The following is an 18,117-nucleotide window of genomic DNA, read 5'->3' as shown; positions in this document are numbered from 1 at the left end:
GCGGATGGGTAAGGTGGGTTTGAACCCACCTTACGCCGGTTTTACTTGATCAGCGATTTGACCTTGTCGGCCACGCCCTGCGCGGTGATGCCAAATTCCGCATACAGCCGTTCCGCCGGCGCAGAGGCACCGAAGCCATGCATGCCGACGAAGCCGGACTTTTCACGCTTGCCACCCTCGCCAAACAGCCAGCGGTCCCAGCCGAACCGGATACCCGCCTCGACCGCGACACGCACGGGGCCTGCGGGTAGCACACGGCGGCGATAGCTGGCGTCCTGTTCCTCAAACAATTCCCAGCAAGGCATGGACACAACCCGTGTCCCGATGCCTTGGGCCTGCAACAGATCGCGCGCGGCCAGCGCGATTTCCACCTCGGACCCGGTGGCCATGATGATCGCCTGCCGCTTGCCATCCGCATCGGCGAGCACATAGCCACCCTGCGCGGTCAGGTTCTTGTTGGTGTGGGTCTTGCGCACCGTGGGCAGGTTCTGGCGCGACAGGGCCAGCACGCTTGGCGTGGTTTTGCTGGTCAGCGCGATTTCCCAGGCTTCGGCCGTTTCAATCGTATCGGCAGGGCGGAACACATGCATGTTCGGCGTGGCGCGCAGCATCGCCAGATGTTCGATAGGCTGGTGGGTCGGGCCATCTTCGCCCAGACCGATGCTGTCATGCGTCATCACATAGGTCACCGGCACGCCCATCAGCGCGGACAGGCGCATCGCGCCGCGGGCGTAATCGGTGAAACACATGAAGGTGCCGCCATAGGCGCGCGCCCCGCCATGCAGCGCCATGCCGTTCATCGCCGCAGCCATCCCATGTTCGCGGATACCGTAATAGATATACCGCCCCTTGCGGGTATCGGGATGGAACACGCCCAGATCACCGGTTTTGGTGTTGTTCGACCCTGTCAGATCGGCCGAACCACCGATGGTTTCCGGCATGATCGGGTTGATGACTTCCAGCGTCATTTCGGACGATTTGCGCGTCGCGACTGATGGCGCGCTTTCAGAGATCTGCTTTTTCAGCGCGCGGATCGTGGCGGATAGTTTCTTGGGCGCGTCACCGGCATAGGCGCGGGTGAATTCGGCCTGTCTGGCAGCCGATAGCGCGGCAAAGCGGGCGTCCCAAGCGGCGCGGGTGGCCGCACCGCGCGCGCCAATGGCGTTCCATGCGTCCAGCACGTCGGCGGCAACCTCAAAGGCCCCCATCGGCGCGCCATAGGCGGTTTTTGCGGCAGCCAGCTGGTCGGCATTGGTCAAAGCACCATGGCCTTTGGACGTGTCCTGCGCCGCATGTCCCAGCGCGATATGGGTCTTGCAGGCGATCATCGATGGGCGCGGATCAGCCTTGGCCGCCACAATGGCCGCGTCAATGGCAACCGGATCATGCCCGTCGATTTCCTGCACATGCCAGCCCGATGCGGCAAAGCGTGCAGGCTGATTGGTGATATCGGCGATATCGACCGTGCCGTCGATGGTGATGTTGTTGTTGTCCCAGAACACGACCAGATGGCCAAGTTTCTGCATCCCCGCCAGGCCGATTGCCTCTTGGCTCACACCTTCCATCAGGCAGCCGTCACCGGCGATCACATAGGTGTGGTGATCGACGATCTTGGCCCCCCAATAGGCGCGCTGGATTTCCTCGGCAATGGCGAAACCCACCGCATTGGCGATGCCCTGACCCAAGGGGCCGGTGGTGGTTTCAATGCCGCGGGCATGGCCATATTCGGGGTGACCGGCGGTTTTCGCACCCCATTGGCGGAAATCCTTGATCTGCTGCAGCGTGATATCCTCGTATCCGGTCAGATACATCAGCGCATAAAGCAACATCGAGCCATGCCCTGCCGACAGGATGAACCGGTCGCGGTCGGGCCATGCAGGGGACTTTGGGTCGAATTTCAGATGGTTCTGGAACAGCACTGTTGCGACATCGGCCATGCCCATCGGCATGCCGGAATGGCCCGAATGGGCAGCCGCGACCGCATCTAGCGTCAGGGTGCGGATGGCGGTGGCCTTTTTCCAGTGATCGGGGTGCGCAGAACGCAGGGCGGCAATATCCAAGGGGGCAGTCCTTTAACCAAAGGGATTAAATTCTATGAACAGCGTCATAACAGGGTCGCCCCCAAGATCAAGCGCGACAGCTAAGCTGTTCTGATCTATGCCGTCAGCGCGTTTGCCGCGCTGCGGTTGATCGCATAGGATTTGGAAATGCCGGAACGATTCGGGGTAAGCGCCGCTGACCGGGGTCGATACCGGGGTGAAGGTCTGGCCCTGATCGGGGCAATCGGGCGTCGCAGAATGTGAAAGGTCGGTCAATGAGTGATGTGCTGGAACTTGGTCATCGGATCACGGTGGCTTTGGACCGAATACGCCGCGGCATGGAGGCGCAGGACAAGGCTGATGCGGCGGAAAGCTCGCTCTTTGACGCCTTGCGGGCCGAACAGGCGCAGACCGGCGCGCTGCGGGACCAGATCCAGCAATTGCAGGCTGCGCTAGAGACACAAGACGCGCAGGCAGCGCAGGCCGCGCTGGACGCGCAGGCAGCGCAGGCCGCGCTGGATGCTCAGATTGCAGATCAGGCAGCACTGCATGCAAAGGACGCGCAGGTCGCTGCGCTGACCGTGCGGTTGGAAACCCAAGCGGCCCAGTTGCAGACCATGGATGCGCATTTGCAGGGCTTGCGCGCCGCGACCCAGCAATTGCGCGATCTCAATGGCCAATTGCGCCAGGCGCTGACGGTGGGGCTTGCACCCGGCATGATCGACACGGCCCTGGCCGCCGAAATTGACGCCTTGCAGGCGCTGCGCGCCACCGATGCCGCCGAGATTGATATGATTTTGGCCGAACTCAAACCCCTGATCGAGGACGCCGCCCATGCCGCAGGTTGAAATTTTTATCGGCGGGCGCACGTTTGAAGTGGCCTGTCAGGAAGGCGAGGAACATTTCCTGCATTCCGCCGCCGCCATGCTGGACGCCGAAGCCGCGACACTGGCCGAACAGATCGGCCGTCTGCCCGAAGCGCGGATGCTGCTGATGGCGGGGCTGCTTTTGGCTGACAAGACCGCCGGTCTGGAAGACAAGCTGCGCGAGGCGCAGGTCGAGGCGGTGGCACTGCGCGCCCAGCTGGATGATGCCCAAGCGCAGCCAGCACCCGCGCCTCAAAGGATCGAAGTGCCTGTGGTGCCTGTCGATGTTGTGGACACATTGGCCGAACTGGCCGCCAGGGCCGAAGCCCTGGCAGATCAGGTCGATGCGAAACTGGCCTGATCAGGCGTTGGCTTCACGGATCTTTTCGGCGGCGTCTTTATCAAAGGACACGCCTTTTTCGGCAAACAGGGTGTCCAGCTCGCCCGAGAGGGTCATCTCGGTGATGATGTCGCAACCGCCGACGAATTCGCCCTTGACGTAAAGCTGCGGGATCGTTGGCCAGTCGGAAAAATCTTTGACCCCTTGGCGGATCTCTTCGTCGGCAAGCACGTTTACATCGGCGAAATCGACGTTCATGAAATTCAGCACCCCTGCGACGCGGCTGGAAAACCCGCATTGTGGCATGGATTTCGTGCCCTTCATGAACAATACCACATCATTCGATGTGATTGTTTCTTGGATTTGGTCTTTGGCAGTCATGTGGCGGTCCTTTGTCAGGTCGTGTTTCAATCGGGCGCCTTGGTGGTCAGTGCCAGCGCGTGCAATTCGCCTTGGCTGCCGTCCATCCGGCCTTTGAGCGCGGCATAGACCGCGCGTTGCTGCTGCACGCGGTTCAGGCCACGAAAGCTTTCGTCGATGACCTCTGCCGCGAAATGCGCGCCGTCATCGCCTTGTACGCTGATCCGGGCCTGCGGGAAGCTTTCGCGCAACAGCGTTTCGATCTCATGGGCGGTGATGGGCATCTGCGGTCCTTTTCGGGCGTGTCATGTACAAACTAGGTGTGATGCGGGCGGCAGGCAAGGCGCTGCCTCCGGCGGGAGTATTTTGAGAAATAAGAAGCCATCAGGCCAGCGCTTTTTCAAAGCTGGTGCGATAGATCAAGGCAAGGTCGGCCAAGGGCGCGCTGTCGCTGCCAAAGGTGATCTGGTCGCCACCGGCCTTGCCCACGGTTGTGACCGGCACGCCGGCATGACCTGCGGCGACCATCAGCGCCTCGGCCTGATCGAAATTGCAGCCGATCAGGTAACGCGCCTGATCCTCGCCGAATAGTGTCGGCGTGTCGCCAGCATCAAGCGTGATACCCACACCTGCGGATTCGGCCAGTTCAAACACCGCGAGCGCCAAGCCGCCGTCGCCTAGATCGGTACAGGCGGTGATCAGCGTGTGATTGGCGCGGATGAAATCGCCATGGCGCCGTTCTGCGTCCAGATCGACGGGCGGCGGCGGGCCTTCAGCGCGGTGATAGACCTCTGCCAGCAGGGCGGATTGGCCCAGATGGCCTGTGGTGTCGCCCACGACCAACAGCACATGGCCGTCGCGCAACTGGCCGCTGATGATCTGGTCGGGGTGGGTGATGATCCCTACGGCCCCGATGGTGGGGGTGGGCAGGATGCCCTTGCCGTCGGTTTCGTTATAAAGAGATACGTTGCCCGACACGATCGGCATGTCGAGTGCTGTGACCGCCGCCCCGATCCCCTGAATGGCGCCGACGAATTGCCCCATGATTTCGGGTTTTTCGGGATTGCCGAAATTCATATTGTCGGTGGTGGCCAGCGGTTTGGCCCCGACGGCGGTGAGGTTGCGATAGGCTTCGGCGACGGCTTGTTTGCCGCCTTCCACCGGGTCGGCCATCACATAGCGCGGCGTGACGTCAGAGGTGAAGGCCAGCGATTTATCCGTGCCATGCACCCGCACGATACCCGCGCCAAGGCCCGGTATCCGTGCGGTATCGCCCATGACCTGAGCGTCGTATTGTTCATAAACCCATTGCTTGGCCGCGTAATTGGGGCTGCTGATCAGGGCGCGCAGCCCATCAATCGGGTTCACGCCCACCACATCACCCAAAGGCGGCTGTGCCGGTGTTGGCACCCAGGGCCGGTCATATTCGGGGGCGGACCCGGACAGCGTGGCCAGCGGCAGATCGGCCATCACCACGCCTTTGTGCACGACGATAAAGCGGTCCTCTGGGATGGTTTCGCCGACGATGGCGAAATCGAGATCCCATTTGACGAAAACGGCGCGCGCCTGCGATTCCAGTTCGGGGCGCAGGACCATCAGCATGCGTTCCTGGCTTTCCGACAGCATCATCTCATAGGCGGTCATGCCGGTTTCGCGCTGTGGCACGGCGTCAAGGTTCAGCCGGATGCCCAGCCCGCCTTTGTCGCCCATTTCCACGGCCGAACAGGTCAGGCCAGCCGCACCCATATCTTGGATCGAAATCACCGCACCTGTGGCCATCAGTTCCAAGGTCGCTTCCATCAGGCGTTTTTCGGTGAACGGGTCACCGACCTGCACGGTGGGGCGCTTTTCCTCGATGCTGTCGTCGAATTCGGCCGATGCCATGGTCGCGCCGCCGACACCGTCGCGCCCGGTTTTCGCGCCGAGATAAACGACGGGCATCCCTACACCGGAGGCTGCAGAATAGAAAATCTTGTCCGCATCGGCCAGACCGGCGGCAAAGGCGTTCACAAGGCAATTGCCGTTATAGGCGGCATGAAACCGCACCTCGCCACCCACGGTCGGCACGCCAAAGGCATTGCCATAGCCACCGACGCCAGCCACGACACCATTGACCAGCTGGCGGGTTTTTGGATGGCTGGGTTCGCCAAAGGACAGCGCATTCATCGCCGCAATCGGGCGCGCGCCCATGGTGAACACATCGCGCAGAATACCGCCCACGCCAGTCGCGGCCCCCTGATAGGGTTCGATATAGCTGGGGTGGTTATGGCTTTCCATCTTGAACACCACGGCCTGACCATCGCCGATATCGACAACGCCCGCGTTTTCACCGGGGCCACAGATGACTTGCGGGCCGGTCGTCGGCAGGGTGCGCAGCCATTTTTTTGATGATTTATAGGAACAATGTTCGTTCCACATCGCCGAAAAAATGCCCAGTTCAGTAAAGCTTGGCGTGCGGCCGATAATGTCCAGAATGCGCTGATATTCGTCGGGCTTCAGCCCGTGGGCTGCGATGAGATCGGGCGTGATGGCTGGCTCTGTCATGATGTCCCCTTGGTGCTGCGCCTGTCATACAGAGGCAGGCCCATGGATTAAAGACGCAAAACGCAAGGATTGCGGTGCTGGCATGCGCTTTCCGGCGGGTGGCGGTGGGCCGCACCACCGCCCCGCAGGGCAAAAAAAAGCCGGGCACAAGGCCCGGCGAAGTCCAACAGGGAGGTGAGAGCGATGCGCAAGCGCGCATGATGCCCTCGACCGGACAGATAGGGTGCGTTTTTTGACCGTTCAAGAAAAAATGTCTGCCGCATGCGCATTGCCGCTATGCGATTTTTGCATGGCTTGGTAAGGCGATCCCCCGCGCCGGGCCTTGCCTATTGCGGCGCGGCTTCGCGGATCTTGCGGCGGTGGGCAAAGATTTCTTCCTGCACGAAATCGCGGAATGCGGCGATCCGTTTGGATTGGCGCAATTCCTCGGGGTAGGCCAGGAATACGGGGACTTCGCCGCTTTCAAGATCGGGCAGGACGCGCACGAGATCGGGGAAATCCTCGGTGACGTAATCGGGCAGCACACCGATCCCGATATTGTTCAATACGCCCTGCAACACGCCAAAGTAATTATTGACGGTAAACAGGTGCTGGATGTCACTGGTCAGCAAATGCTGCACCAGCGTTGCCCCTGCCGCGACCTGGATTGAATTAAGACTTTGGCAGACCAGCCGGTGGTCCGACAGATCCAGCAGCGATTCTGGCGTGCCGTTCGTTTCCAGATAGGTGGGCGATGCATAAAGCCGCATCCTGACCGACATCAGCCGTTTGCGGATCAGATCGGCCTGTGACGGTTCTTTCATACGGATGGCGACATCGGCCTCGCGCATCGGCAGGTCGAGCACGCGTTCTTCCAGCATCAGGTCGATTTTCAGGTCAGGGTAGGCTTCGAATAATTTGGGCAGGCGCGGGGCCAGCCAAAGCGTGCCGAACCCTGTCGTTGTGGTCACGCGCAGATCACCAAAAACCTCTTCTTCGCTGTCGCGGATGCGGGCAGAGGCGGTTTCAAGGCGTTTGTTCATTGATTTGGTCGCGTCAAACAGCAATTCGCCCTGTTCGGTCAGAATCAGACCGCGCGCGTGGCGGTGAAACAGGGTGGTGTTTAACGTTTCTTCCAAGGCGCGAATCTGCCGGCTGACGGCCGATTGCGACAGGTGCAGCGTGTCGCCCGCATGGGTCAGTGACCCTGCGTCCGCGACCGCGTGAAATATTCTTAGCTTGTCCCAGTCCATCCTGTGCTTTCGTTGCCGCTGCTGCCGTGGATGTATACTAATGATGCTGCGCCTGCAGCAAAAGGTTGTGGAGGCCATTTTTCGCGATTTTTTGCTTTGTAGGTCAGCAATTGTGACCTACGCTCTCGCTATGAGTGCTTGGGAGGGTGTCAGATGGGCCGTCATGAAATCACACTCGATGACCGTTATGATCTACACAAATCGCCGGTTTTGTTGAACGGGACGCAGGCTTTGGTCCGTTTGATGCTGATGCAAAAGGCGCGTGATACACGCGCAGGGTTGCACACGGCGGGCTATGTAACCGGCTATCGCGGGTCGCCCTTGGGGGCGGTGGATATGCAGATGGCGCGCGCGAAAAATGTGCTGGAACCCGCCGATATTACCTTTCAACCGGGGCTGAACGAGGATCTGGCCGCCACCGCGCTATGGGGCAGCCAGCAGGCCGAATTGCGCGGTGAAGGCAAGTTCGACGGTGTTTTCGGCCTGTGGTACGGCAAAGGCCCCGGCGTGGACCGGTCCGGCGATGTGATGCGTCATGCCAATATGGCAGGCACATCGCCGCATGGTGGCGTCATCATGGCGATGGGCGATGACCATACTGGCGAAAGTTCCACCACTTTGCATCAATCCGACTGGGCGATGGTCGATGCCTATATGCCCATCGTGTCGCCTGCGGGGGTGCAAGAAATCCTTGATTATGGCCTCTATGCTTGGGCTTTGTCGCGCTATGCGGGTGTCTGGGTCGGGCTGAAGACGATGAAAGACACGGTCGAGGTCACATCGGTCGTCGATGCCGATCCTTTCCGTGCCGATTTTGTCACGCCCGACATGGCCTTGCCTGATGGCGGGTTGAACATCCGTCTGGTCGATACCCCGCAGCTGCAAGAGGCGCGGATGATCGACCACAAACGTTTCGCCGCCGAGGCGTTCAGCCGCGCCAACAAGATGGACCAGCGCAAATGGGGCAAGGCTGGTGCAAAGATTGGCTTTGTGGCGGCGGGCAAAAACTGGCTTGATCTGCAACATGCGCTGGCCTTGTTGAATATTTCCGAGGGCGACGCCGAACGTCTGGGCATCACCACATATAAAGTCGGGCAGGTCTGGCCGCTGGATATGGCGTCGTTCCATGACTGGGCGGCGGGGCTTGATCTGGTCATCGTGGTCGAGGAAAAGCGCAAGCTGATCGAAGTGCAGGTCAAAGAAGCCTTGTTCGACGACAGCCGCACCCGCGTTTACGGCTGGCACAAGGGGGACGAGCATTCCGAAGGGCGGCGCGAAGAGATTTTTCCGACCCGTGCAGCGCTTGACCCGATCTGGATCGCCGAAAAGATCGGCGGGATTTTGATAGAGGAAGGCTGCGGGTCGGACGGGATCAGCGCCGGCATGACCGCCTTGGCCCAGGCACGGCGCGCCGACAATGCGCCGGAACTGGCGGCACGTCTGCCTTATTTCTGTTCGGGCTGCCCGCATAATTCATCGACCAAGGTCCCCGAAGGGTCGCGCGCCTATGCCGGCATCGGCTGTCACTATATGGTGCAATGGATGGACCGTGACACGGTCGGGTTTACCCAGATGGGCGGCGAGGGCGCGAACTGGGTGGGTGAAGCCCCGTTTTCCACCCGTGACCATGTGTTCCAGAACCTTGGCGACGGCACCTATAACCATTCGGGCGTGCAGGCGATCCGCTTTGCGCTGATGGCGGGGACCAATATCACCTACAAGATTCTGTATAACGACGCGGTCGCCATGACCGGCGGGCAGGGCAATGATGGCGGGCTGACGCCTGACCAGATCTGCCGTGAATTGCAGGCGATGGGGGTGCGCAACATCGCACTTGTCCATGACGCGAAAGAGGATTTGGACCTGTCGGTGTTTCCTGCGGGACTGGACATCAACGAACGCGCTGATTTCGAAGCTGTGCAAAAGAAATTTAGCAAATACAAGGGTGTGTCTGCCATTGTTTATGTCCAAACCTGTGCCGCCGAAAAGCGCAGGCGGCGCAAGCGCGGCCAATTCCCCGACCCCGACAAGCGCGTGTTCATCAACACGGATATCTGCGAAGGCTGCGGCGATTGCGGGGTGCAATCCAACTGCGTCAGCATCGTGCCGGTCGAAACCGAACTGGGGCGCAAGCGCGCCATCGACCAATCGTCGTGCAACAAGGATTTTTCCTGCGTCAAAGGGTTCTGCCCGTCTTTCGTGACGATTGAAGGCGCGCAAATCCGCAAAGACGCCACCGCCGCCGTCGATCTGCCCGACATGCCTGATCCCGTTCTGCCTGCCATCCACGGCACGCATAACACCGTCATCACCGGCGTGGGTGGCACAGGCGTCGTGACCATCGGCGCGGTCATGGCGATGGCCGCGCATATCGACGGCAAGGGCGCAGGCATGATGGAAATGGCGGGGCTCGCGCAAAAAGGCGGGGCCGTGCATATCCATTGCCGGATCGCCGAAAAGCCGGGCGATATCAGCGCGATCCGCGTGGCGACCGGCGAATGCGACACGCTGATCGGTGGCGATCTGGTGGTGTCGGCGGGGGCTAAAACGCTGGGGCTGATGCGCGCGGGCCGCACGCGCGGTGTGGTCAATAGCCATGAGATCATCACCGGCGATTTCACCCGTGATACCGCATTCACCCTGCCGACCGATGCATTGCGCCTGTCGCTACAGGCGCGGCTGGGCGAAAATGTGATGCTGTTCGACGCCTCTGATCTGGCTCGTGCGCTGCTGGGTGACAGCATCTATTCCAACATGATGATCTTTGGCGCGGTCTGGCAGATGGGGGCAATCCCCTTGACCCGTCAGGCGATCATCGACGCGATTGACCTGAACGGCGCTGCGGTCAAGCGCAACATCGCCGCCTTTGACTATGGCCGCTGGGCCTATCTGCATCCGGCGGATGCGGCGGCCATCCTTGCGCCGGATGTTGTGGTTTTACCGCAGACATTGGACGACAAGATCGCCTTTCGCATGACCCACCTGACCCAATACCAAAGCGCGCGACTGGCGAAACGTTATCGCACATTCGTGGACCAGTTTCGGGATCAACCGCTGCGCGAGGCTGTGGCGCTGGGGTATCACAAGCTGTTGTCCTATAAGGATGAATACGAGGTTGCGCGCCTTTTGACCCAGACCCGCGCCAAGGCTGCCGCCACATTCGACGGCGATCTGAAACTGACCTATCATCTGGCGCCGCCGATCATGTCCAAAACCGGCAGCGACGCACGGCCCGTGAAACGGGAATTTGGCGCGCGGATGGCCTGGGCCTTTCCCAAACTGGCGCAGTTCAAATTTCTGCGCGGCACATTGCTTGACCCATTCGGGCGCAACCCCGAACGGCGGATGGAACGCGCATTGATCGCGCAATACGAGGCGGATATGGCACAGGTTCTGCGCATCCTGCGCCCCGATACGCATGATGCCGCCGTGGCACTGGCGCGCCTGCCGCTGGATATCCGCGGCTTTGGCCCGGTCAAGGATGCAGCTGCGCGCAAAGCCGCCAAGCGCCGCGAGGAATTGCTGACCAGCCTGCATGCGGCACCGATGCAGCAGGCGGCAGAATGATGCTCTGGGTTCACATTTTTGTCATGCAAGTGTTGCATGATCCTGCTAGTGCCGCGCGGGGTGCATGACGAGGGCATGAATGATGCGCAAGGATCGGCAGGTGGCGCGAGATATCACCTATGCCACATCGGCCAAGGGGCGGGGCGGGCGCGCCTTGATCCGCGTGATGGAAAACGCCACCGGACGGCTGCGCCTGATCAAAAAGGCGCGTGGCTATGACCGCGACGTCGCACAGGGGGCGGATTTCTGGCAGGTGATCACCGCCCGCTATGGCCTTGATTTGCAAATCGCGGGTGGATCGCTGGATGATATCCCCAGCTCTGGCCCACTGATCGTGGTGTCCAACCATCCATATGGTATTCTCGACGGGCTGATGATGGGGCTGATCCTGTCGCAGCGCCGTGGTGGCGATTTCAAGGTGTTGGCGCACCGGATTTTCCGCGCCTCGCCCGATCTGGAAAAGGTGATCCTGCCGATTTCCTTTGATGAAACCAAAGAAGCCGCCAAGCTGAACCTTGAAACCCGCGCAGAGGCTGTCCGCTATCTGGCGGCAGGCGGGGCCATCGGGATTTTTCCGGGCGGGACAGTATCCACCTCGGCCAAGCCGTTTTCGCCGCCGATGGACCCCAGCTGGCGCAATTTCACCGCCAAGATGATCGCCAAATCCGATGCGGTGGTCGTGCCGATCTTTTTTGAAGGCCGCAACAGCCGCCTGTTCCAGCTGGCCAGCCACCTGCATGTGACCCTGCGCATGGGCCTGTTGATCCGCGAATTCAAAGCCCGCATCAACAAACCCGTACGCGTGGTGATCGGCAAGCCTATTGCCGCCGATGCCTTGGCAGGGCTGAAAAAAGACCCCAAAGCATGCATGGATTTCCTGCGAAAAGCCACCTATGAGTTAAGTCTCGACCCGCTCGATCCGACCATGATCGGGCATGAATTCGAAGACAAATACAAGGTGCGCGATGGCCGTAGGGATATTCGATAGCGGATTGGGCGGTTTGACCGTGCTGGATGCGGTGGCCAAACGGCTGCCCGATGTCCCGCTGGTCTATCTGGGCGATAGCGCCCATGCGCCTTATGGCGTGCGCACGCCCGACGATATCTACAACCTGACCACCGCCGCCACCCAGCGGCTGTTCGATGCAGGCTGCGATCTGGTGATATTGGCCTGCAACACCGCCAGCGCCGCCGCCCTGCGCCGGATGCAAGAAAGCTGGGTGCCGCAGGGCAAACGCGTGCTGGGTGTGTTCGTGCCGCTGATCGAGGCGCTGACCGAACGGCAATGGGGCGACAATTCCCCCCCGCGCGAAGTGGCGATCAAGCATGTCGCCCTGTTCGCGACGCCCGCCACCGTATCCAGCCGCGCGTTTCAGCGTGAACTGGCGTTCCGCGCCATCGGCGTCGATGTCGAGGCGCAGGCCTGCGGCGGTGTCGTTGATGCGATCGAGGACGGCGATATGATCTTGGCCGAGGCACTGGTGCGCAGCCATGTTGACGCCTTGCGCCGCAAGATGCCGAACCCCGATGCCGCCGTGCTGGGCTGTACGCATTACCCGTTGATGGAAAAGGTGTTTCAAGACGCGCTGGGGCCTCAGGCCAAGGTGTTTTCACAGGCCAATCTGGTCGCCGAAAGTCTGGCCGATTACCTGACCCGCCGCCCCGAAATGGTCGGCACCGGCCGCGACAGCGCCTTTCTGACCACTGGCGATCCGGCCCGTGTATCGGCGCGCGCCACGCAATTCCTGCGCCGCCAGATCACGTTTACCGCTGCATAAAAGGGGTCCGTCATGACCTATAACATCGCCATTCTGGGCGCGTCGGGCTATACCGGTGCCGAACTTGTCCGCCTGATCGCCACCCATCCGCATCTGCGGATTGCGGCCCTGTCCGCCGACCGCAAGGCCGGCCAGCAGATGGCCGATGTGTTCGCGCATCTGCGCCATCTGGACCTGCCCGCGCTGGTCAAGATGGAAGACATCGACTTTTCCGGCATTGATCTGGTGTTCGCCGCCTTGCCGCATGGGTTGTCGCAAGCCTTGGTCCGCGATCTGCCCCAAGCGGTGAAGGTTGTCGATCTGGGCGCCGATTTCCGGCTGCGCGATCCGGCGGATTACGAAAAATGGTATGGTGCGCCGCATGTTGCGCCCGAATTGCAGAAAACCGCTGTCTACGGGCTGACCGAGTTTTACCGCAACGAAATCAAATCCGCGCGGCTGGTGGCTGGCACGGGTTGCAACGCTGCCACCGTGCAATTTGCGCTGCGCCCGCTGATTGCGGGTGGGCTGATCGACCTTGATGACATCATTTGCGATCTGAAAAACGGGATTTCGGGGGCAGGGCGGTCGCTGAAGGAAAACATGCTGTTCACCGAACGCAGCACCGATGTGCTGGGCTATGCCCAAGGCGGCAAGCACCGGCACTTGGGCGAATTCGATCAGGAATTTTCGGCCCTTGCCGGACGGAAAGTCGAAATCCAGTTCACCCCGCATCTGGTGCCGATCAGTCGCGGTATTCTGGCCAGCTGTTATCTGCGCGGCGATGCGCAGGCGATCCATGACGCCCTAAGCGTGGCCTATGCGGGTGAACCGTTCATTCATGTCCTGCCGTTTGGCCAATGTCCCGGCACCGGCCATGTGATGGGGTCGAATTTCTGCCATATCGGTGTGACATCCGACCGCATATCAGGCCGTGCCCTTGTGGTGGCGACCCTCGACAACCTATGTAAAGGATCGTCAGGGCAGGCCGTGCAGAACGCCAACCTGATGTTGGGTCTGAATGAAACGGATGGTCTGATGCTGGTGCCGGTCTTCCCATGAGTGGTTTGAAAAACCTCAAGAAACGCCGCCGCGTGCAGGTGATTTCCATCGCGGGGGCCTGCGTGGCCTTTGTGCTGGTCTTGTTGTGGTTTCTGCCGTCAGACAGTTTCCAGTTCTTCCGCTCGCCATCTGAAGTGGCCGAAGCCACCCCCATGCCCAATGAACGGTTCCGTCTTGGTGGTCTGGTTGAAACGGGGACACTGGTGCGCGGGCAGGGGCAGGAAATCAGCTTTGCCGTCACCGATGGCGGCGCGTCGATCCCTGTCGTTTACGCCGGTATCCTGCCGGACCTGTTTTCCGAAGGCGAAGGCGTCGTGGCGCAGGGCAACATGATTAATGGCCGGTTCGAAGCCGTTGAAATCCTTGCCAAACATGACGAGACCTACATGCCGACAGAGGTGCTGGACGCGCTGAAGGCGCAAGGGGTCTATGTCGACCCGAACGGTGCCCGCATCACCAATTAACCTTGTCTTGATAGCCTGTCCTCGCAATCAGCAGAGGGCAGGATATGCAAAGCATCACCGATATCGCCGCCGAGATCGTCGCCCGCGAAGGCGGCTATGTGAACGACCCTGACGATCCGGGTGGGCCGACCAAATATGGCGTGACCATTCATACGATGCGCAGGCTGGGGCTGGACCTGACCGGCGATGGCACGATTGACGCGTCCGATGTGCAGCGGCTGGACCATACACAGGCCGTGACGATCTTTGTTGAACATTATTATCACCGCCCCCGCATCGACCGGCTGCCGCAGGTCATTCAGGCCAGCGTCTTTGACATGTATGTCAATGCGGGCGTCAATGCGGTGCGCATTCTGCAACGCTTGCTGGTCGATATGCGTCTCCCCGTTGCCGTCGATGGCGTGATCGGCCCGCAGACCATTACCGCCGCCAGCCGCGCGGCAGAGGCGGCGCCGGATCATCTGGCCGATGCTTACGGGATCGCGCGGCGCAATTATTATTATGATCTGGCAGATCGCCGCCCCGCCAGTCGCAAATATGCCCGCAGGCGCGATGGCGGCAAAGGCGGCTGGATCACACGGGCCGAGGAATTCATCTCATCTCACTATCACCTGACAGCCGCGCAGCATCAGCAAAGGACCGCGACATGGGCTTGATTTCTGGACTCATGGGGCTGCTATTTGGCAATAGCCGCAATGTCTTGGTGGACACCGCGCAGGTGTTCCGGCCCAATGCCGAACGCTCCGCGATACGCGACGCAGACGCCAAAAGCGAAAGCCTGCAACAATTCGCCGCCGAATTTGTCCATGCCCGCCAAGGGCTGTTTGACCGCGCGGTCGATGCGCTGAACCGGCTGCCGCGCCCGATGCTGGCGCTGGGGACGATCTGGCTGTTCGTGATGGCGATGCTGGACCCTGACGGGTTTGCCGCGGGCATGGCGGGTCTGGCGCTGGTGCCGGAACCTTTGTGGTGGTTGATGGGTGCGATTGTCAGCTTTTATTTCGGCGCGCGCCATCAGGCCAAGGAACAGGATTTCCAGCGCGTGCTGGCCGCCGCCGCCGTGGCGCGCCAGCCCGGCCCTGCGCCTGATGACACCAACCCCGCGCTGCGCGACTGGCAGGCCAGCCATGGAAACTAGCGTGCTGGACAGGCTCGAATCCCGTTTGCGCCAGCTGGAAACCCGCAATGCGGTGGATGCGGTCCACCGCGACAATGTGGCAACCCGCCTTGGCGCAATCGAGGATACGCTCAAATGGCTTGTGCGGCTGATCATCGGGGGGATGCTGATGGCCGCCGTCAGCTATGTCGTGCAGGGCGGTTTTACGCTGTAGCTGCGCCAATTTGTATCGCTGATGTGATGTCGGTCGTTGTTTCAACCGGACATCCAATAGGGTAATTGAAAACCATGTTAAATGAACTCGCGCATTTTGCCCTGATTCTGGCCTTTGGCGTTGCCATCGTCCAGATGATCATCCCTTTGATTGGCGCCCAGCGTGGCAATGTCGGCTGGATGAGCCTGGCCGAACCGGCGGCGACGATCCAGTTTTTGCTGACGGGCTTTGCCTTTGCCGCGTTGACATGGGCGTTTGTGGTGTCGGATTTCTCGCTGCAACTGGTCTATCTGAATTCGCATACGGACAAACCGCTGATCTACAAGATCACCGGCGTTTGGGGCAATCACGAAGGATCAATGCTGCTGTGGGTGCTGATACTTGCGCTGTTCGGTGCCTGTGCTGGCTGGTTCGGCGGTAACCTTCCTATGCGTCTGCGGGCGCGGGTGCTGGCGGTGCAGGGCGCGATCAGTGTGGCTTTCCTAGCCTTCGTGATCTTTACTTCGAACCCGTTCACGCGGCTGGAATTCCCCCCGTTGAACGGGCGTGATCTGAACCCGTTGTTGCAAGACCCCGGTTTGGCGTTTCATCCGCCATTTTTGTATCTGGGCTATGTCGGGCTGAGCATGGCGTTTTCCTTTGCCGTCGCCGCGCTGATCGAAGGGCGGGTTGATGCCGCTTGGGGGCGCTGGGTGCGGCCTTGGACATTGGCTGCATGGATGTTTCTGACCGTGGGGATCGCGCTTGGGTCCTGGTGGGCCTATTACGAATTGGGCTGGGGCGGGTTCTGGTTTTGGGACCCTGTCGAAAACGCAAGTTTGATGCCCTGGCTGATCTCTGCGGCTTTGCTCCACTCGGCTATCGTGGTCGAAAAGCGTGAGGCGTTGAAAAGCTGGACGATCCTGCTGGCGATTCTGGCTTTCGGATTTTCGCTGCTGGGTGCGTTCATCGTCCGATCAGGGGTTCTGATCTCGGTCCATGCCTTTGCCGTGGACCCGGAACGCGGCGTTCTGTTGCTGATCATTTTGGGCATCTTTCTGGGCGGGTCGCTAACGCTGTTCGCATTCCGCGCCTCGGCCATGCAGTCCAAGGGCGTGTTTTCGACGGTCAGCCGCGAAAGCGCGCTGGTGCTGAACAATATCTTGCTGGCTGTCAGCTGTTTTGTCGTCTTCATCGGGACGATGTGGCCGCTGGTGGCGGAGATGCTGTTTGACCGGACATTGTCGGTCGGGCCGCCATTCTTTGACGCGGCTTTCACGCCTTTCATGGTCGGGTTGGCGATCGCCTTGCCGCTGGGATCAATGCTGGCATGGAAACGCGGCACGCTGGACCGGATGTCCAAGGCGATGGTGGGCTGGTTGGCGCTGGCGGTGGCGCTGGCCGCACTGGCCTATGCGGTGCAAAGCGGCGGGTCCGCGCTGGGGCCTGTGGGTGTGGCGCTGGGTGTCTGGGTTGTGGGCGGTGCGCTGGCTGATCTGTGGCTGCGCGCAGGCCGCGATGATCTGCCCACAAGGCTGCGGCGCATCCGTAACCTGCCACGCGCCGATTGGGGCAAGGCCACGGCACATATCGGCATGGGCGTGACCGTCTTTGGCGTCGCCGCGATGCTGGCTTGGCAAAAAGAGGATATCCGCATCGCTGATATCGGTGACCGCTGGGATATGGGCGCATTTCAGGTACAGCTTGATGCTGTGAACCAGATTGAAGGGCCAAATTACGTCACCACGATGGCTGATATGTCCATCTGGCGCGGAGATCGCGAATTATACACGTTGCAGCCTGAAAAGCGGTTCTATCCCGTGGCGAACATGCCCACGACCGAAGCCGCGATCAGCAACGGGATCATCCGCGATGTCTATGTCGTGGTGGGTGATCCGCAGGTAAATGGCGGCTGGGCCGTGCGCACCTATGACAAACCCTTTGCCAATTGGATTTGGGGTGGCTGTATGCTGATGGCGCTTGGCGGCCTGTTGTCGCTGTCGGACAGACGGTTGCGGGTTGGTGCAGCCGCGCTTAAACCAGAGCGTACAGGCGCGGTGCCGGCAGAATGATCCGGCTGATTGCGATATTCTTGTTGGTCGCATCAGCGGCTTTTGCCGTGCAACCCGATGAAGTGCTGGACGATCCGGTCCTGGAAAAGCGCGCGCGCGACCTGTCGCAGGGCCTGCGCTGCCCGGTCTGCCGGAACGAAAGCATCGACGAATCCAATGCCGAATTATCGCGCGAATTGCGTATCCTGCTGCGCGAACGGCTGGTCGATGGCGATAGCGATGAACAGGCGGTGGACTTTCTCGTCGCCCGTTACGGTGAATTTGTGCTGCTGCGCCCCGATACCAGCGGCGTGAATGTGGTGCTGTGGTATGCCGCGCCCGTCATGCTGCTGATCGCGCTTGGGATCGGCTGGTCGGTGATCCGCCGCCCCGCCGTCGCCCCCCCAGAGCTGAGCGACGCCGAAAAAGCTGAATTGCAAAAGATATTACGCTCCTGACGTGATGTTGTCCTTTCCTGAACCGCCTTGTTCAGTAATGTGGGGGTGATTTGAGCAACAAGGACCG

The 18,117-nt window shown here is 60.7% G+C and carries 17 protein-coding genes; 12 read left to right on the top strand and 5 right to left on the bottom strand.

What is annotated here, in order from left to right; all coding sequences use genetic code 11:
- Positions 1 to 41 precede the first annotated feature (41 nt).
- Positions 42 to 2,060 (bottom strand): transketolase, encoded by a 2,019-nt coding sequence (gene tkt / locus ACPF9B_RS07330; protein ID WP_424176407.1) that lies wholly within the window; start codon positions 2,058 to 2,060, stop codon positions 42 to 44.
- 254 nt (positions 2,061 to 2,314) lie between these two features.
- On the opposite strand from tkt, the gene ACPF9B_RS07325 reads away from it, so the two are divergent.
- A complete protein-coding gene (locus tag ACPF9B_RS07325; RefSeq protein ID WP_424176405.1) occupies positions 2,315 to 2,887 on the top strand; it encodes a hypothetical protein in 573 nt (190 codons plus the stop codon).
- Positions 2,874 to 3,266, top strand: coding sequence for a cell division protein ZapA (gene zapA, locus ACPF9B_RS07320; protein WP_424176403.1), 393 nt, complete (start codon positions 2,874 to 2,876; stop codon positions 3,264 to 3,266). The genes ACPF9B_RS07325 and zapA overlap by 14 nt, the downstream gene beginning before the upstream one ends.
- Here the strand turns inward: zapA and grxD are convergent, their stop codons facing one another.
- The 4 genes from grxD to ACPF9B_RS07300 form a co-directional block, all read right to left on the bottom strand.
- Positions 3,267 to 3,626 (bottom strand): Grx4 family monothiol glutaredoxin, encoded by a 360-nt coding sequence (grxD, locus tag ACPF9B_RS07315; RefSeq protein ID WP_040482767.1) that lies wholly within the window; start codon positions 3,624 to 3,626, stop codon positions 3,267 to 3,269.
- A gap of 26 nt (positions 3,627 to 3,652) precedes the next feature.
- The gene (locus ACPF9B_RS07310) at positions 3,653 to 3,889 is read right to left on the bottom strand and encodes a BolA/IbaG family iron-sulfur metabolism protein (RefSeq protein ID WP_007204542.1); all 237 of its coding nucleotides are present in this window, start codon (positions 3,887 to 3,889) and stop codon (positions 3,653 to 3,655) included.
- A 100-nt stretch (positions 3,890 to 3,989) separates the two neighbouring features.
- Positions 3,990 to 6,149, bottom strand: coding sequence for a phosphoribosylformylglycinamidine synthase subunit PurL (purL, locus tag ACPF9B_RS07305; protein ID WP_424176400.1), 2,160 nt, complete (start codon positions 6,147 to 6,149; stop codon positions 3,990 to 3,992).
- A gap of 326 nt (positions 6,150 to 6,475) precedes the next feature.
- On the bottom strand, positions 6,476 to 7,381 hold the full coding sequence (locus ACPF9B_RS07300) for a LysR family transcriptional regulator (protein WP_007204544.1): 906 nt from the start codon (positions 7,379 to 7,381) through the stop codon (positions 6,476 to 6,478).
- 153 nt (positions 7,382 to 7,534) lie between these two features.
- Between ACPF9B_RS07300 and ACPF9B_RS07295 the strand changes: the two genes are divergently transcribed.
- From ACPF9B_RS07295 to ACPF9B_RS07250, 10 genes are all read left to right on the top strand, one after another.
- The gene (locus ACPF9B_RS07295; protein WP_424176398.1) at positions 7,535 to 10,948 is read left to right on the top strand and encodes an indolepyruvate ferredoxin oxidoreductase family protein; all 3,414 of its coding nucleotides are present in this window, start codon (positions 7,535 to 7,537) and stop codon (positions 10,946 to 10,948) included.
- Positions 10,949 to 11,030: 82 nt separating this feature from the next.
- On the top strand, positions 11,031 to 11,936 hold the full coding sequence (locus tag ACPF9B_RS07290) for a lysophospholipid acyltransferase family protein (RefSeq protein WP_040483091.1): 906 nt from the start codon (positions 11,031 to 11,033) through the stop codon (positions 11,934 to 11,936).
- The gene (locus tag ACPF9B_RS07285) at positions 11,914 to 12,726 is read left to right on the top strand and encodes a glutamate racemase (protein ID WP_424176395.1); all 813 of its coding nucleotides are present in this window, start codon (positions 11,914 to 11,916) and stop codon (positions 12,724 to 12,726) included. The genes ACPF9B_RS07290 and ACPF9B_RS07285 overlap by 23 nt, the downstream gene beginning before the upstream one ends.
- A 12-nt stretch (positions 12,727 to 12,738) precedes the next feature.
- Positions 12,739 to 13,767, top strand: a complete 1,029-nt coding sequence (gene argC, locus ACPF9B_RS07280; RefSeq protein ID WP_424176393.1) for an N-acetyl-gamma-glutamyl-phosphate reductase — start codon at positions 12,739 to 12,741, stop codon at positions 13,765 to 13,767.
- Entirely contained in the window at positions 13,764 to 14,231 is a 468-nt protein-coding gene (ccmE, locus tag ACPF9B_RS07275; RefSeq protein WP_007204549.1) for a cytochrome c maturation protein CcmE, read from the top strand. Before argC ends, ccmE begins: the two co-directional genes overlap by 4 nt.
- 44 nt (positions 14,232 to 14,275) lie before the next feature.
- Positions 14,276 to 14,887 carry a holin-associated N-acetylmuramidase gene (locus ACPF9B_RS07270; protein WP_007204550.1) on the top strand — a complete coding sequence of 204 codons (612 nt, stop codon included), beginning with the start codon at positions 14,276 to 14,278 and terminating at the stop codon, positions 14,885 to 14,887.
- Positions 14,878 to 15,369: a holin family protein gene (locus ACPF9B_RS07265; protein ID WP_424180300.1), complete on the top strand. Its 492-nt coding sequence runs from the start codon at positions 14,878 to 14,880 to the stop codon at positions 15,367 to 15,369. The genes ACPF9B_RS07270 and ACPF9B_RS07265 overlap by 10 nt, the downstream gene beginning before the upstream one ends.
- Positions 15,359 to 15,562, top strand: a complete 204-nt coding sequence (locus ACPF9B_RS07260; protein WP_424180298.1) for a hemolysin XhlA family protein — start codon at positions 15,359 to 15,361, stop codon at positions 15,560 to 15,562. Before ACPF9B_RS07265 ends, ACPF9B_RS07260 begins: the two co-directional genes overlap by 11 nt.
- Positions 15,563 to 15,636: 74 nt before the next feature.
- Positions 15,637 to 17,613, top strand: a complete 1,977-nt coding sequence (locus ACPF9B_RS07255; RefSeq protein ID WP_424180296.1) for a heme lyase CcmF/NrfE family subunit — start codon at positions 15,637 to 15,639, stop codon at positions 17,611 to 17,613.
- Complete coding sequence (locus tag ACPF9B_RS07250) at positions 17,610 to 18,050, top strand: cytochrome c-type biogenesis protein (RefSeq protein WP_007204554.1); 441 nt, start codon at positions 17,610 to 17,612, stop codon at positions 18,048 to 18,050. The genes ACPF9B_RS07255 and ACPF9B_RS07250 overlap by 4 nt, the downstream gene beginning before the upstream one ends.
- Positions 18,051 to 18,117 lie beyond the last annotated feature (67 nt).

The sequence above is a fragment of the Yoonia sp. TsM2_T14_4 genome (assembly GCF_049602355.1).
GTDB lineage: Bacteria > Pseudomonadota > Alphaproteobacteria > Rhodobacterales > Rhodobacteraceae > Yoonia > Yoonia vestfoldensis_A.
This window is presented reverse-complemented; position numbering and strand designations above follow the sequence as displayed.